The sequence below is a fragment of the Halorubrum trapanicum genome (assembly GCF_002355655.1).
In the GTDB taxonomy this organism is placed as follows: Archaea; Halobacteriota; Halobacteria; order Halobacteriales; family Haloferacaceae; genus Halorubrum; species Halorubrum trapanicum_A.
In genome coordinates this window covers 2,073,153-2,088,423 of the sequence record NZ_AP017569.1, presented here as the reverse complement: position 1 = coordinate 2,088,423, position 15,271 = coordinate 2,073,153, and the positions used below count along the sequence as shown (strand labels likewise).

General features: G+C 72.8%; 14 protein-coding genes. 4 read left to right on the top strand and 10 right to left on the bottom strand.

The window, feature by feature from the left end; genetic code table 11:
- A complete protein-coding gene (locus tag CPZ01_RS15460) occupies positions 1-177 on the bottom strand; it encodes a hypothetical protein (protein WP_172863952.1) in 177 nt (58 codons plus the stop codon).
- Positions 178-274: 97 nt separating this feature from the next.
- Here CPZ01_RS15460 and CPZ01_RS10135 point away from each other — a divergent pair, with 97 nt between their 5' ends.
- Both CPZ01_RS10135 and CPZ01_RS10130 read left to right on the top strand, forming a co-directional pair.
- Positions 275-475 (top strand): hypothetical protein, encoded by a 201-nt coding sequence (locus CPZ01_RS10135; RefSeq protein ID WP_096394689.1) that lies wholly within the window; start codon positions 275-277, stop codon positions 473-475.
- A gap of 105 nt (positions 476-580) precedes the next feature.
- Complete coding sequence (locus CPZ01_RS10130) at positions 581-3,013, top strand: heavy metal translocating P-type ATPase (RefSeq protein WP_096394686.1); 2,433 nt, start codon at positions 581-583, stop codon at positions 3,011-3,013.
- 13 nt (positions 3,014-3,026) lie between these two features.
- On the opposite strand, the gene CPZ01_RS10125 is transcribed toward CPZ01_RS10130, so the two are convergent.
- The 5 genes from CPZ01_RS10125 to CPZ01_RS10105 all read right to left on the bottom strand — a co-directional run bounded on the left by CPZ01_RS10125 (position 3,027) and on the right by CPZ01_RS10105 (position 6,602).
- A complete protein-coding gene (locus CPZ01_RS10125; protein ID WP_096394684.1) occupies positions 3,027-3,614 on the bottom strand; it encodes a hypothetical protein in 588 nt (195 codons plus the stop codon).
- A 113-nt stretch (positions 3,615-3,727) separates the two neighbouring features.
- A complete protein-coding gene (locus CPZ01_RS10120) occupies positions 3,728-3,970 on the bottom strand; it encodes an Rdx family protein (RefSeq protein ID WP_008441335.1) in 243 nt (80 codons plus the stop codon).
- A 75-nt stretch (positions 3,971-4,045) separates the two neighbouring features.
- Positions 4,046-5,449: a heme o synthase gene (locus CPZ01_RS10115; RefSeq protein WP_096394682.1), complete on the bottom strand. Its 1,404-nt coding sequence runs from the start codon at positions 5,447-5,449 to the stop codon at positions 4,046-4,048.
- 188 nt (positions 5,450-5,637) lie between these two features.
- Positions 5,638-6,090, bottom strand: a complete 453-nt coding sequence (locus tag CPZ01_RS10110; RefSeq protein WP_096394680.1) for an FAD synthase family protein — start codon at positions 6,088-6,090, stop codon at positions 5,638-5,640.
- The gene (locus CPZ01_RS10105) at positions 6,087-6,602 is read right to left on the bottom strand and encodes a Mov34/MPN/PAD-1 family protein (RefSeq protein ID WP_096394678.1); all 516 of its coding nucleotides are present in this window, start codon (positions 6,600-6,602) and stop codon (positions 6,087-6,089) included. The genes CPZ01_RS10110 and CPZ01_RS10105 overlap by 4 nt, the downstream gene beginning before the upstream one ends.
- A 140-nt stretch (positions 6,603-6,742) precedes the next feature.
- Between CPZ01_RS10105 and CPZ01_RS10100 the strand changes: the two genes are divergently transcribed.
- Positions 6,743-8,713, top strand: coding sequence for a DHH family phosphoesterase (locus CPZ01_RS10100; RefSeq protein WP_096394676.1), 1,971 nt, complete (start codon positions 6,743-6,745; stop codon positions 8,711-8,713).
- Positions 8,714-8,749: 36 nt separating this feature from the next.
- Here CPZ01_RS10100 and CPZ01_RS10095 read toward each other — a convergent pair whose 3' ends face one another.
- Both CPZ01_RS10095 and CPZ01_RS10090 read right to left on the bottom strand, forming a co-directional pair.
- Positions 8,750-10,486 (bottom strand): phospholipase D-like domain-containing protein, encoded by a 1,737-nt coding sequence (locus tag CPZ01_RS10095; RefSeq protein WP_231899167.1) that lies wholly within the window; start codon positions 10,484-10,486, stop codon positions 8,750-8,752.
- A gap of 67 nt (positions 10,487-10,553) precedes the next feature.
- Entirely contained in the window at positions 10,554-11,996 is a 1,443-nt protein-coding gene (locus tag CPZ01_RS10090; protein ID WP_096394674.1) for a HEAT repeat domain-containing protein, read from the bottom strand.
- 210 nt (positions 11,997-12,206) lie between these two features.
- On the opposite strand from CPZ01_RS10090, the gene CPZ01_RS10085 reads away from it, so the two are divergent.
- Complete coding sequence (locus CPZ01_RS10085) at positions 12,207-13,673, top strand: MATE family efflux transporter (RefSeq protein ID WP_096394672.1); 1,467 nt, start codon at positions 12,207-12,209, stop codon at positions 13,671-13,673.
- A gap of 16 nt (positions 13,674-13,689) precedes the next feature.
- On the opposite strand, the gene CPZ01_RS10080 is transcribed toward CPZ01_RS10085, so the two are convergent.
- Both CPZ01_RS10080 and CPZ01_RS10075 read right to left on the bottom strand, forming a co-directional pair.
- Entirely contained in the window at positions 13,690-14,286 is a 597-nt protein-coding gene (locus tag CPZ01_RS10080) for a cysteine hydrolase family protein (protein ID WP_096394670.1), read from the bottom strand.
- A complete protein-coding gene (locus CPZ01_RS10075) occupies positions 14,279-15,151 on the bottom strand; it encodes a YqcI/YcgG family protein (RefSeq protein WP_096394668.1) in 873 nt (290 codons plus the stop codon). Before CPZ01_RS10075 ends, CPZ01_RS10080 begins: the two co-directional genes overlap by 8 nt.
- Positions 15,152-15,271: the final 120 nt, after the last annotated feature.

Genomic DNA, 15,271 nt, shown 5'->3' with positions numbered 1-15,271 from the left:
TCACCCCACCACGACGAGGTCTCGGCCCAGGAACTCTACGAAGTAGATGTACACCCATGCGAGCACTAGAATCACGAAGTAGATCCCGATGAGCGTGAGCGTGCCGATCGGGTCGAACTCCTCGCCGTCGCCGCCCACGTCGTCCGCGTCGGCGTGTGCGGTCTCGCTTCGAGCCATACCCCGGGTTACGACCCTCGTAATATATACGATCGACTCGTTCCCAGCTCGTGAGAACTTTGCCGTTATCTATGACTACCAGAAGCGTAGCGACTCTATGCGATTCTCGTTACAACAGGCCGTGCTCTTGGTCCTCGGCGGGCTCGTTCCCGCGGCGGTGTTCATCGCCGACCGCGCGGAGTTCGTCGTCGCGGTCACGCTGGTGAACGTCCTGCTCATCTGGGCGAGCCTCCGGATCGCGACCGGCGGGAGCCTGCCGGGGTTCGGGGGCGACGCGACCGAACCGGATCAGGCGTAACCGGTCGGGACGCACCGCGAGGCGACGGACGATCCGAGGGCACGCCGCCGGGCGGGCGACGGTCCGGGAACGCGCCGCTCGGCGGAACGACGGACACCATCACGCATGTCAGGCTGTACCCTCTGTGACCTCCCGACCGGGGACGACCCGCACACGGCCCCCGACGTCGACGGCGAGTTCTGCTGCCGCGGCTGCCTGACGGTCGCGCGCTCGCTCGACGGCGTCGAAGACCTCGACGACCTCGACGAGCGGGGCCCGGACGCGACGCCGGACGAGGAGTTCGACGGCGAGACGACGTTCCTCCACGTCGACGGGATGCACTGCGCGACCTGCGAGTCCTTCCTGGAGATGACGGCCGGCGAGCAGGACGGGGTCGCGGCCGCCGAGGCGAGCTACGCCACCGACACGATCCGGGTCGACTACGACCCCGACGCCGTGAGCGCCGACGAGCTCCCGGACCGGCTCTCGGTCGCGGGCTACTCGGCGAGCGACCGCGCGGACCCGGCCGACGACGGCGACAACGCCGTGGCCCGGTTCCTGATCGGCGGCGGCTTCTTCGGGATGATGGCGATGCTGTGGTACGTCGTCTTCCTGTACCCGACCTACTTCGGGTACGATCCGATCGTCGACCTCGGGGGCGTCTCCGGCACCTACCTCTTCGCGCAGATCTGGCTGTTCGCCTCCATCGTGCTGTTTTACACCGGCTACCCGATCCTGCGTGGCGCGTACGTGAGCCTCCGGGCGCGACAGCCCAACATGGACCTCCTCGTGTCGCTCGCGGCGACGAGCTCGTACGCGTACAGCACGCTCGCGCTGCTCGTCGGCCGGACCGACCTCTACTTCGACGTGACCATCGCCGTGATCCTGGTCGTCACCGCCGGCAACCACTACGAGTCGATAATTAAGCGCCGGGCGACGGGCATGCTCGCCGACCTGACGACGACCGATGACCGCACCGTGCGCACCGAGGCGGGCGAGCCACTCGACGCCGACGCGGTCGACCCGGGCGACCGCCTGCTCGTGCGCCCCGGCGAGCGCGTGCCGTTCGACGGGACCGTCGCCGAGGGGACCGCCGCGGTCGACGAGGCCCTGGTCACGGGCGAGTCGCTCCCGGCGACGAAGCGCGAGGGCGACCCGGTCCGCGGCGGCACCGTCGTCACCGACTCGCCCGTCGTGATCGAGGTCGGCGAGGACGCGGCGAACACCCTCGACACCCTCGTGCGCCTGCTGTGGGAGATCCAGAGCTCGCGGTCCGGAATCCAGCGGCTCGTCGACCGGCTGGCGACGGTGTTCGTCCCGCTCGTCGTGGCGGTCGCGACCGTCGGCGCCGCCGCCACCCTCGCCCTCGGCTCGGCGCCGATCGACGCCGCCTTGGTCGGGCTGACGGTGCTCATCGTCTCGTGTCCGTGCGCGCTCGGGCTGGCGACCCCGCTCGCGGTCGCCGCCGGGATCCGCGACGCGGCGGAGCGGGGAATCGTCGTCGTCTCCGACGCCGTCTTCGAGGCGGCCGCCGACGTCGACACCGTCGTCTTCGACAAGACCGGGACGCTCACCGACGGCGAGATGCGGCTGCTCGACGCGACCGCCGACGAGGGGACCTCGGTCGACGGCGTCCGCGAGCGGGCGGCCGCCGTCGAGCGCGCCTCGGTCCACCCGGTCGCCGAGGCGATCGTCGCCGGCGTGTCGGGAGATGCCGGAGAGACGGCGGGCGAGCGACCGGCCACCGACGGCGGCGCCGCGGCCGCCGCGGATCCGGGCGACGGCCCGCCAACCGAGGTCGACGCGCTCGACGCCCCCGCCGCGACCGACGTCGACGTCTTCGACCGCGGGGTCGCGGGACGCGTCGACGGCGACGAGGTCGTCGTCGGCCACCCGGACCTGTTCGACGAGCGCGAGTGGCCGGTCTCCGATCGACTGCGCGAGGCGGGGAGGGGCGCCCGCGACCGCGGGAACGTCCCCGTCTACGTCGGCTGGGGCGGTCGCGTTCGCGGCGTCCTGACGGTCGGCGACGAGGTACGTGAGGGGTGGGAGGCGGTCGTCGCCGACCTCGACGCGGACGGGCGGCGCGTGGTCGTGCTCACCGGCGACGCGCCCGCGGCCGCGACGCGGTTCGCGGACCACCCCGCGATCGACGATGTGTTCGCCGAGGTGCCGCCGGAGGCGAAGGCCGAGACGGTCCGGCGGCTCGGCGCCGACGGGTCGGTCGCGATGGTGGGCGACGGGAGCAACGACGCCCCCGCGCTCGCCGCGGCCGACCTGGGGATCTCGATCGCCTCCGGGACGGACCTCGCGGCGGACGCCGCGGACGCGGTCCTGCTGGAAGACCGCCTCTCCGCGGTCCCGGAGCTGTTCGCCGTCACGCGCGGGACGAACCGGCGGCTGAAGCAGAACCTCGGCTGGGCGTTCGTCTACAACGCCGTCGCGATCCCGTTGGCGCTCTCGGGCGTCCTCAATCCCCTGCTGGCCGCGCTCGCGATGGCGTCGAGCAGCCTCCTCGTGGTGACGAACTCCGCGCGGGCGGTGTTCGACCCGGACTGAGGCCTCGGGGCGGTCAGTTCCCGCCCTGTCCGGTGCCGCCCTCGCTCCGACCGCTCTCCGGGGGGAGGAGCCGGCGCGCCAGCGCGGCGAGGCGCTTGTACGCGAGGTTCACGTACAGCCCCGAGAGGAAGACGGTCCCGACGACGAGCGGCACGTCGTCGACGCCCTGACCGAGGACGAGGTCCGAGAGCAGGTAGATCCCGACGCCGAGCGGCAGCGCGGCGGGCAGCCGGAGGTTGTACCGGAGGAGCCTCCCGACCGAGGCGTCGAAGCGCTCGACTAAGGCCGTGAACACGAACCCCAGCGCGCCGAGCAGGCTGAAGAGCGGAACGAACGGCGGGACGATCCCCGGACCGAGGCCACCGATCCCGGCGAACGGCGCGTCGATCGCCACGGACGCCGCGCCCGCGAAGACGGCGGTGAGGAGGACGTCGACGGCGACGACGGCGGTCCCGAGCCGGGACCGGTACCAAGTCCGCGCGAGCCACGATCGGCCGTCCGCGCCGGACGCGGCGTCGCCCGCCAGCGTCGGATCGTCGGCCCCGAGCGTCGGGTCCTCGGCGGGAGGGTCGCCGCGCGCACGCCCCGATGAGTCCGACATCGCCGGAGCTGTTCGTGGCCGAGCGACAATTAGCTTGCGCCGTGTGAACTACGCGCAAGGATTTCCGCGGTGTCGCTCGAACGAAGAAGTGAGGCCCGAACCGCGGTCGGGGGTTACGCCGTCGCGCCGACGTGCGGCTTGACCGCGCGGACGATCGCGTCGACGTCGTACTCGTCCTCCTCCTTGTCGAAGACGACCTCGTCGTCGGCGCGGACGACGAACACGCCCGCGTCGCCGGTCACCAGCGCGACCTCGTCGATGCTCTCGCCGAACTGTTTGAGGATCGCCTCCGAAACGTCCTGCGCGCGGTTCAACATGCCACAGGGGACGCAGTACTCGATTTCGACGCGTGTCATGGCTTATCGTAGGGCGCGAACGGATTAAAAGCGAGGGTCGCGGCCGCGGCGAGCGCGACGTCGACCGCGACCGCCTCAGACCACCAGCGCGTCGAAGACGACCGCGAACAGGAGGAGCCCGAGGTAGGCGTTCGAGGCGTGGAACGCGCGGAACGCCGCGCTCTCCGTCTGCTCGTAGTGGAGCCGGACGACCGTCCAGAGGAAGACGGCCCCGACGCCGACGCCGACGACCGCGTACAGCGCGCCGAGCGGGTCGGCGGCCGCCGCAAGCGCGACCGCGGCGACCAGCGTCGCGCCGAGGTACCAGAGGATGTGGCGGCGGGTCGCGGTCTCGCCGCGGACGACGGGCATCATCGGGAAGCCGCCGCGCTCGTAGTCGTCCTTGTACGCCAGCGCGAGGTTGTAGAAGTGCGCGGGCGTCCACAGGAAGATGACCGCGGCGAGCAGCAGCCCGCCGCCGCCGACCTCGCCCGTGACCGCGGCCCAGCCGATGAGCGCCGGGAGCGCGCCGGCCGCGCCGCCGATGACGGTGTTCTGGACCGTGTTCGGCTTGAGGACGAGCGTGTACACGACGCTGTAAAATACGATCGCGACCAGCCCGAGCGCGGCCGTCAGCGGGTTCACCGTCCAGAACAGCCCGAGCGAGACGAGCGCGAGGGTGCCGCCGAACGCGAGCGCGTGCGAAACGGGCACGAGGTCGGTGGCGAGCGGGCGGTCGCTGGTGCGTTGCATCCGCTTGTCCACGTCGCGCTCGAACACGTGGTTGAAGGTTCCGGACGCGCCGATCGAGAGCGCGCCGCCGGCCAGCGTCGCCCCGACCGCGTACGGGGTGAAGCCGGGACCGCCCCGCAGCGCCATCGCCGCGGCCGCGACCAGGCAGAGCAGCCACATCAGCCGCGGCTTCATCAGTCGGAAGTACGCGGCCGCGGTCGCCTTCAGCCGCGGGAGCGTCGCCGAGGGGATCTCCGGCTCCGGCGCCTCCTCGACCGGCGGGAGGTCGTCGGTGCCGGCCTCGAACTCGTCGGGGGCGTCGTTCGGGCTCCCCGTCTCGGCCTCCAGCCACCACGCGAGCGCCGCGAGGACGGCCCCGAAGATACCGATCCCGAGGAGGAGGTGGGCGGAGCCGAGCGCGGCGGGCAGGTCGCCGAGCGCGACGAGCGCCCCGACGCCGGCCTGCGCGGGGTAGACGACGAGCGCGACCGCGAGCGCGGCTTTGACCCGGCGGTCCGCCCCCTGCCGCCACGCGAGCGCGGCGGAGAGGGCGACGAGGAGGCCGACGACGACCGCGAGGGCGCGATGGCCGAGGGCGATCCACCCGGCGGTCGCCGTCGGCAGGGCCGCGCCGCTCCCGCAGGCGGGCCAGCCGCCGCAGGCGGTCGCCGCCTCCGTGAGGGAGGTGGTCGCGCCGACGACGACGAGCAGGTACACGCCCATCGCGGCCGCGGCCAGCACCGCGGGGAACTTGTCGGGAACGTTCACTCACCTCGGTTTGGGAGTCAGTCCATTTAGACCCCGCGCTTCCGCCCCCCGTCGGGGTCCGCGCGTTCGCCGCGGTCGGAGGGCTCCCCGACAGCGACCTACGACGGCGCCGCGCCCGGTCCGTCGCCGCGCTCGCGTCCGACCTACGACGGCGCCGCGTCCGCATCCGTCGCGCGCTCGCGTCCGACCTACGACGGCGCCGCGTCCGGTCCGTCGCCGCGCTCGCGCAGAATCCGATCGACGATGTCGCCGCTGGAGAGCAGCTCGTCCTCGTACTTCGGCTCCCGGCCCGACGCGCGCTCGACCCGGCAGTCGATGCCGCGCGCGTCGAGGGCATCGGCGATGTCGGCCTCGTCGTGGTGCTGGTCGAACCCCAACACGATCACGTCGGGGTCGAGCCGCTCGATGGGGACGAACACGTCCTCCGGGTCCCCGAGGTGGGCCTCGTCGACCGCGTCGAGCGCCGCGACCATGTCGCGCCGCTGGCGGGCGCAGAGCACCGGCGCCGGCTTGTGCGTGACGTTGGGACGACGGGCGACGATGGCGTGGAGCTCGTCGCCGTGCGTCGCCGCGTCCTCTAAGTAGTGGACGTGGCCGGGGTGCAGCAGGTCGAACGTCCCCTGCGCGACGACTCGCGTCATCTGAACCACGAGAGGAAGCCGCCGGAGTCGCGTTCGTCCAGCTCGCGGTCGATGTCCGCCTGGGTGAAATCGAAGAAGTGCTCGTCGGGCACCTCCACGTCGAGCACCTCGAGGGTGGTCTGGCTCCCGTCGTTGTCGAACGCCTTCCAGTCGCCCCAGCCGTAGGGGGCGCCGACGATGATGTGGACCTTCCCCTGTCCGAAGGTTGCGAGGTCGGCGTCGCTCGGGCGCAGCGCGCCGTTCGGGTGCGAGTGGACCGACCCGACCGACCGCATGTCGTTCGGCTTCATGTTGGTGCGGACGGTGGCGCTCGTCGGGCTCGACTCCGTGCCCGGGATGACGAGCACGTCGGTGATCACCTGACCCTCCCGGTCGAGGTCCAGCTTCCGGGCGTCGTCCGCGCGGAGGAACCCCATGTACTCGTTGGGGTGCGTCTCCTCGCTCGCCTCGAGCACGAACTCCAGGGTCTCTCGGGCGATCCCGAGGAGCTCGTCCGAGCGGAACAGTCGCATGAGCGAGACAAGTCGCCGTCGCCTCATAGGGGTTCCGGACCGCGGGACGCGGGGCGGGCTCTCGGAGCCGGACCTCGCCAGTCCGCGGCCGAGAGCCCCGAGAGAACAGGCTTAACACCGGCCGTTCCCGAGGACTGTCCATGAGCGAAAACACCGCCGGGGATTCCGGCACGCGGGGCGATTCGAGCCCCGAACCCGACGCCGACGCGGCGGAGGGGACGGCCGACGACCGGCCGGCGAACGCGACCGACGACCGGCCGACCGTCTACGACCTGGCACCTGACTGTACACTCGAAGACGCCGAGGTCGACGCCCTGTACCACGCCGAGGTCAACGGCGTCGTCGACTACGGCGTGTTCGTCGACCTCTCCGACGCCCTGAGCGGGCTCGTCCACGAGTCGAACCTCGATGGCGACTACGCCGTCGGCGACCGGCTGATCGTCCGGCTCACCGAGGTGAAGGAGAACGGCGACGTGGCGTTCGACGACGTCGAGCCCGACGACTACCGCACCGAGGCCGTCGCCCACGAGCCGACCGTCTCGCGGGTCCGCGGCCTGACCCCGGGCGACGAGGTGACCGTCGAAGGCGAGGTCGTCCAAGCGAAACAGACGGGCGGCCCCACCATCTTCGCCGTCGCCGACGCCTCCGGCGTCCTCTCCTGTGCCGCCTTCGAGTCCGCCGGCGTCCGGGCGTACCCCGAGGTCGAGGTCGGCGACATGGTCCACGTCGCGGGGACGATCGAGAGCCGCGAGGACGCCCTCCAGCTGGAGGTCGACTCGCTGACGCGGCTCCCCGACGAGCGCGCCGCCGAGGCCCGCGAGCGCTTCGAAGCGGCGCTCGACGAGCGCGCCGAGCCCGCGGACGTCGACCCCCTCGTCGAGTGGGAGGCGTTCGAGCCGATCCACGAGGACCTCCGCGAGCTGGCCCGGCTGCTCCGCCGGACGGTCCTCGCCGGCCGCCCGATCCGCGTCCGCCACCACGCCGACGGGGACGGGATGTGCGCCGCGATCCCGGTCCAGCTCGCCGTCGAGAACCTGATCGAGGAGGTCCACGGCGACCCCGACTCGCCGCGGCACCTGTTCAAGCGGCTCCCGAGCAAGGCGCCCTACTACGAGATGGAGGACGTCACCCGCGACCTCAACTTCGCCTTAGAGGGCCGCGCCCGCCACGGGCAGAAGCTCCCCTTCCTCCTAATGCTCGACAACGGGTCGACCGAGGAGGACGTGCCGGCCTACGAGAACCTCGCGCACTACGACATCCCCATCGCGGCCGTCGACCACCACCACCCCGATCCCGAGGCGGTCGAGCCCCTGCTCGACGCCCACGTCAACCCCTATCTCCACGGCGAGGACTACCGGGTCACCACGGGGATGATGTGCGTCGAGCTCGCCCGCCTGATCGACCCGTCGCTCACCGAAGAGCTCGAACACGTGCCGGCGGTCGCCGGCCTCTCCGACCGCTCGAAGGCGGAGGCGATGGACGACTACGTCGCGCTCGCCGAGGGCGCCGGCTACGACGAGTCCGACCTCCTCGACATCGGGGAGGCGCTCGACTACGCCGCCCACTGGCTCCGCTACTCCGAGGGGAAGACGCTCGTCAACGACGCCCTCAACGTCGGTTGCGACGACGAGGAGCGACACGAGGAGCTCGTGGAGTTCCTCTCCGAGCGCGCCGAGCGCGACGTGGAGCGCCAGCTCGACGCCGTCGACGACCACGTCGAACACGAGCGGCTCGCCTCCGGCGCACACCTCTACCGGATCGACTTAGACGAGTACGCCCACCGGTTCACCTACCCGGCGCCGGGAAAGACGACCGGCGAACTCCACGACGCGAAGGTGACGGAGACCGGCGATCCCGTCATCACCATCGGCTACGGCCCCGACTTCTGCGTCCTCCGCTCGGACGGCGTCCGGCTCGACATCCCGAACATGGTGACCGAGCTGAACGAGGAGCTGCCCGAGGCCGGCGTCTCCGGCGGCGGCCACCTCGTCGTCGGCTCGATCAAGTTCGTGAAGGGGCGCCGGAGCGAGGTGATCGAGGCGCTCGTCGAGAAGATGGCGGGCGCGGAGATCGACGAGGCGCTCTCGTCGACGATCGCGCTCGACGACTGAGTCGGCCGCCGCGGCCGTTCGTACCGAACCCGTTTCTCAGCCGAACGCGATCTCTCGCCGAGCGACGGCGCCGGCCCCCGCGAGCGCGACGCCGAGGCCGCCGACGAAGGCGATCGGGAGCTGAATCCCGCCGCCGCGCCAGTCGGCCGCGTACGCGCGAGCGTAGAACTCCGCGACCGACTCGTTCTCTATCGCGAGCAACACCTCGCGGTTGTTCGTCCGCGCACTCGGGTTCCAGTTGAGGCTGCCGACGACCGCGGTGTCGTCGACGACGAGCCCCTTCGCGTGGACCTTCCCGAACCGGCCGCGCGGTTCCGCGAGGTCGACCGCGATCGGCTCGTCCGCGAGCCGCTTCGAGAGGTTCCGGTTCGCCTCGCGGTCGTACCACGCGTCCGAGAGCAGCAGGTGAACGTCGACCCCGCGGTCCGCGGCGCGCCGGAGCGCGCGGACGATCCGGTCGTTCGGACCGCCCACGCGCGGCACGACCGCGAGCACCCGCTCGTCGGCGGCGTCGATCCGCGCGACGATCCGGTCGGCGGCGTTACCCGGGGCGGTCAGGACGGTCACGTCCGCGGCCACGGGCTCCGCAGGTGCGTCGAACCGCGTCGGATAGGAGCCGTTCGCTCGACCGTCATCGTAGAAGTCGGTGTCCGCGCGGAAGGCCCGCCACGGCCGCGCGTCGTGCGCCTCGAAGTCGGCGAGGAACAGCGCGGCGAGGTCGTCCGCGACCGCCGCGCTCCGGTCGGTTCCGGCACGGTCCGCCGTCTCGTCGTCCGCCGTTTCGCCGTCGCCGCCCACGACGACGCCCCACCCGCGGTTGCTGTGTCCGCCGGTGCCGGACGGCTTCCAGTTCTCCGTGAGGACGACGGCGCGGTCGTCCGCGACCGCGTACTTCGGGTGGTGGAAGCGGAACCGCTCGACCTCGCCGTCGAGGATTCGAACCGCGACGCCGGCGGCGGTCAGGCGGTCGAGCAGCGGCGCGCTCGGGGACGGGAATCCGCCGACGGGCGACCCTTCCAGCAGCACGCGAACGCGCACCCCGCGGTCGGCGGCCGCGACGAGCGCCCCGACGACCCGCTCCGAGGTCAGCGTGTAGCCGGCGACGAACAGCCGCTCGTCCGCGGCCCGGAGGGGCTCGACCGGGATTCCCGGGCTGTCGGGGAGGACGAAGGGCGTCACGGCCGCGTCCGCGGTCGACTCCGGCGAGCGGGGATCGTAGCCACGGGGGCGCCACTCGCCCCACGAGGCGCGCCAGCGGTGGCCCTCGCTGGCGCGGTCGTAGGCGACGACGTCGACGGCGCGCCCGTTCCGGCGGAGCTCGATCCGGTCGCCCGACGCCGACAGCGGGAAGTAGTCGGTCAGCCGCCGGATCGTGCGCCGGTCCGCGACCCCGGCGGCCGTCCCCGAGTCGCCGGCGAGGATCGAGGCGGTCCGGTTCGGGGCCATCGACAGCGTTACCCGACCGCTCGCGTTCGTCGGAATTTCGGTGTCGTAGTAGCCGTCGGAGAGCGACCAGTTCCCGCGCTCGGGGAGGGAGACGACGAGGTACTCGCCGCGGTTCTCCGCGGTCGTCGGGTTCGGGTACAGCTCGACGATTCGGGGGCCGCCGCGGGCGTCGGTAGCGTTGGCCGGGGTGGGCTCGGCCGCGTCGAGCGGAGCGGCGGCGCCGACCGGGGCGGCCGCGGCCGAAAGGGAGCAGACGACGCTCGTCGCGGCGACGAGCAGGACGAGCGCGGCGACGCGGGACCGGCGCCTCGGGCGGCGGGGTGACACGGCGGGCGTGGCGGCGGTATCAGATAAAAGGGTTCGCGACCGCCGCGAGGGGGGAGGAGTGCGCGCCTCAGGCCGTCGGGGCGGGCTCGGTCTCGTCCAGCGCCTGCTGCGCCTTCTCACCCTCCGTCGAGACGACGAAGGAGCGCTCGTCGGCGTACTCGGCGACCGCTTCGAGCGCCTCGCGGGTCCCGATCTGGCGGAGCGCCCAGCCGGCGGCCGCGCGGACGTCGTCGGACGGGTGCGCTTCGAGCGCGTCGGCGAGCGGCTTGACGGCGCGGGTGTCGCCGATCAGGCCCAGCGCGCGGGCGGCGTGGGGGCGGACGAGGTCGTCGGTGTCGCCGTCGGGGTCGAGCTGGTCCGCGAGCGGCTGGACGGCCTCCGGCGCGCCGATCTCGCCGAGCGCCTTGAAGACGGCCTTCTGGAGCTGCGGGTTCGAGTCCTCGGGGACGTACTCGACGAGGGTGTCGGTCGCCTCCTCGGCAGCCATCTTCCCGAGGATCCGGATCGCGGGCCGGTCGCGCTTCTCGGCGCGGCCGAGGATCTCCTCGACGGACGCCTCGGTCTTACCGCGCTTGCCCATCCGCTCGAACGCCTCCAAGCAGTGGCGCTCCATGAACTCGGACTGTAGCGAGTCGAGCGCGAGCAGGATCATGTCGACGTTCCCCTGCGCCTCGTGTTCCTTCAGCGCGGCCCACTCGACCGGGAAGTCCTTGTAGTGGCCGAGCACGTCGTAGTACCCCTGCGCGCGGAGCTGCTCGTGGGTCTCGAGGTCGTCCCACTCCTCGGCGTCGTCGAGGGCGGCCTCCAGGTCGTCCGTCGCCGCCAGCAGCGCGGCGATCACGTCCGCGTCCTCGTCGGCGTCGAAGCCGGCCTCGGCGACCGCCGCGGCGACGGCGTCGAGCGCCGCGGTGAGCTGGTCGACGGGGGTCGGCTGCGCGGCGGCGGTCTCCTCGCCGTCCGCGGCCTCGTCGAGCAGCGCCTCGGGGTCCTCGTCGGCCTCGTCGATCGCGTCGGCGGCCGCGTCGTCGATCGCGTCGGCGGCCGCGTCGACGAACGACGCGACGGCGGCCGCGACGTCGTCGTGCCCGTCTTCGGTCCACTCGGTCTCTTCGACCCGCCCGGCGGCGGTCTCGATCGCGTCGACGACGTCGTCGCCGTACGGGCCGCGGGCCTCCTCGACGCCCTCCCGGAGCTCCGCCACGCGGTCCTCGAGGTCGCCGCGGGGGTCGTCGGCGTCCTCGTCGTCCTCGTCCGGCTCGGGGAGGTCGGCCTCCGCGATGCCGGTCTCGGCGTCGTCCAAGAGCGCCTCGACGTCGTCGAGGTCGGCCTCCGTCTCGGCGGCCTCGAGCCGGTCGGCGATCTCGTCGAGGTACTCGTTCAGGGACTCCTCGGTCGCGTCATCGGGGAGCGTCGGGGCGGCCGTCTCCGCCGACTCGCCGGCGTCCCCGCCGTCGTCCGCGGCGTCGGCCTCCTCGGAGGCGTCCGCCGGGTCGTCGTCGCCGTTGCTCATATACCACGAACTCCGTGTGTAGTCCATTAAGAGGTTTCCCTTCGCGGCGCGCGGCGACGTTCGCGAACGGTCGAAGCGGGCCGTCATCGGCACGGACGACGGGGAGGACGCCGGCGACGGACGCGGAGGACGCCGACGAGCCGTCCCGCGCGACGAGGGTTTCGTCACCAATATATTTTTAATTTGCCGACACTAGGACGTAACAATTCGATGCTGGACGTCGACCGCGAGGCGATCACCGACGGGCCGGTCGGGCGGGTGCTGCTGGTCCTCGCCGCGCCGCTCGTCGCGCAGAACGTCGTGTACGTCGTCAACGCGCTGGTGGACACGTTCTGGCTCGGCCGGGTCGGCGAGGACGCGGTCGCCGCGGTCGGCCTCAGCCTGCCGGTCCAGTCGCTGCTCGGCGCGACGGCCGTGGTCGGCGCGGTCGGCACCCAGGTCCTCGTCGCGCAGCGCACCGGCGACGAGGACGAGGCGGGCGCTCGGCGCGTCGCGGTCAACGGCGCGCTCGTCGCGCTCGCGGTCAGCGCTGCGGTCGCCGTCCCGGTGGTCGTCTACGCCGAGGAGGTGGTAGCGCTGCTCGGGGCGGACCCGGCGCTCGCCGGAACGACGGCGACGTACCTCGCGATCGTGGTCGCCGTCCTCCCGGTCGGCGCGGTCGGCGACACCGTCGAGAACTGCTTCACGGCGTACGGCGACACGCGCGCGGTGTTCCACGTGAGCCTCGTGGGCGTCCTGGTCAACCTCGTCGCCGCGCCGGTGCTCATCTTCGGAGTCGGTCCGGCCCCGCGGCTCGGCGTCGCCGGCGCCGCGCTCGGCACCGCGCTCGCGGGCGTCGCCGGCCTCCTGTGGATCCTCGGGTACGCCGCGGGGATCGGCCGCGACACCTTCCGGCTCACCCGCGACGCGTTCGCGTTCGACCTAGCGACCGCCCGCGAGGTCGTCTCCGTCGGCCTCCCGCTCGGCGGCCAGCGCGGCGTGAGCGAGCTCGTCCGGGTCCTCGTCGTCGGCCTCGTCGCGGTCGCCGGCGGCGCGGCGGGCGTCGCCGCGTACACGATCGGCGCGCGGGTCGCGACGCTGGCGATCGTCCCGGCGCTCGGGATGCAGCAGGCCGCTCAGTCGATGATCGGGCAGAACCTGGGCGCGGACGCCCCGGAGCGCGCCCGCCGCACGACGACCGTCGGCACCGGGATGGTCGTCGCCGGGTTCCTCGCGCTCGGCGCGATCCAGTTCCTGTTCGCCGGCGATATCGCGGGCCTCATCGCGCCCGACCTCACCTCGACGGGCCGGGACCTCGCGGTGACGTACCTCCGGATCCTCGGCACCTCCTACTGGGCGCTCGGCGGCACCTACACCCTGATCGCCGGGTTCAACGGCGCCTCCCGCACGCGGACTTCCTTCGTCGCCGACCTGATCAAGTACTGGGCGATCCGGTTCCCGATCGCGGTCGCGGCCGTGCCCGTCGCGACGACGTTCGGCGCGTTCGGCGTCACCGTGGCGCCCGGGCTGGGCTGGGGGGTCGAGGCCGTCTTCTGGGCGGTCGCGGCCTCGAACGTCGTCGGCTTCCTCGGCCTCGGCGCGTACTTCCTGTACACGGCGCGGCGCGGCATGTTCGCGAACGCCGCCGAGCGCGCGAGCGGCGGGGACGCGGAGGCCGCGGACGCCGCCGACGACTGAGCGCGGGCGAGTCGAGTCAGACCGCCGACAGCAGCTCCGCGCTCTCGACGACGGTCGCGAACTCGCCGCGCAGGTGGGCGAGCGCGACGCGGTGGGAGGTCTCCGGGTCGATCCGCTCGCCGTCGGGTGTCTCGCGGGCGTGCGTCGCGGTCGCGTCGGTGACGACGCGCACGTCGTAGCCGCGGTTCTCGGCCTCGCGCGTCGTCGTCGAGACGCAGTGGTCGGTGGTCAGCCCGCAGACGACGAGCGAGTCGTGACCTCCTCCCCGGAGCCACTCGTCGAGCCCGGAGTCGAGGAACGCGCCGTTGACCGACTTCTCGAACGTCGGCTCGCCTTCGACGGGCGCGGTTTCCGGTTTCCACGCGAAGCCGGGGGCGTCCGGACGCAGCGGCGAGTCAGGCTCCGTCGAGGCGTGCCGCACGTGCGCGACGGGGCGGTCCGTCGCGCGCCAGCGGTCGAGGAGCGCGGCCGCGACCGCCTCGGCGTCGGGGTTGTTGCGCTCGCCCCAGCCCGGCTCGTCGAAGCCGGTCTGGAAGTCGACGAGGAGGAGGACGGCGTCGTCGGGGACGGTCGCGGCGCGCGCCGCGTCGTCGGCCCCCGGGTCGTCAGTCATCGCCGAGCCCCGCGGTGACGGAGGCGTCGTGATCGCTCGCGTCGGCGTCGCCCGCGAACCGCCGCCACGCGCCGCGTTCGAGCAGTGACGCGGGCGCCTTCGGGTGCTCGCGGGTCGGCGACAGGGGGCAGGCGTCGGGGCTCGCGTCGTCGTCCTCGCGGAAGAGGTACTGTCTCCACTCCCGGTCGCCCTCGGCGCCCCAGTCCCCGAGGTCGGCGTGGGGGCAGACCCCGTCGTAGTCGCCCATCCGGCCGCGGATCGTCTCGCGGGCGCGCTCGCCGGCCTCGGTGTCGGCCGTGATCCCCTCGAAAACGGCGCGCGGCTGGAAGGTGACCTCCAACCCGACGGGCGAGTACCGGCTCTTCCGCTCGTCGTAGAAAGGCGCGCGCGAGGTCGGGAACAGCGCCTCGCCCCCGAAGCAGAACTCCCAGCGCGGGGTGTCCGGGTCGGTCGGGATGTCGTCGGGCCACGGCGCCGGGTCGTGGACGTGGAGGAACTCCAGCACGTTCCAGAGCCGCTCGTGGTAGTGCGCCTCGCCGCGGTCGCCCGCCGGCGGCTTGAAAAAGACAGCGAGGGGCGCGCGGTCGGCGTGGTCCGGGTACGCGTCGAGGTATTCGAGGAGGACGTCGCGCAGCCGCAGCAGCGCGGCCGGGTCCGTGGTCGACTCGCAGGCGGCGTACAGGAGGTCCCCCTCGCGCTCGGCCTCGATGCCGAAGTAGCAGGGGAACGGCGACCCGTCGCGCTCGCCGAGCATCGACTCCCGGAAGGTGCGGTAGTGCTCGCGGAGCCACGGCGGCGCGTCGTCGAGCCGACCGCGGAGCGTCGCCTGGTCCAACAGCACGCCCTCGGTGCCGGGCTCGTTCATACGCGTTGTCGGGGCGAGGCGGTCTTTTGGCTTTCGCCGGGTTCGGCGCGGTGGGAACCGACGCGGTCGAGTTCGAGACGCCGAGACCCGGCGGTCCGGCACCCGGATTTATTTCCGATC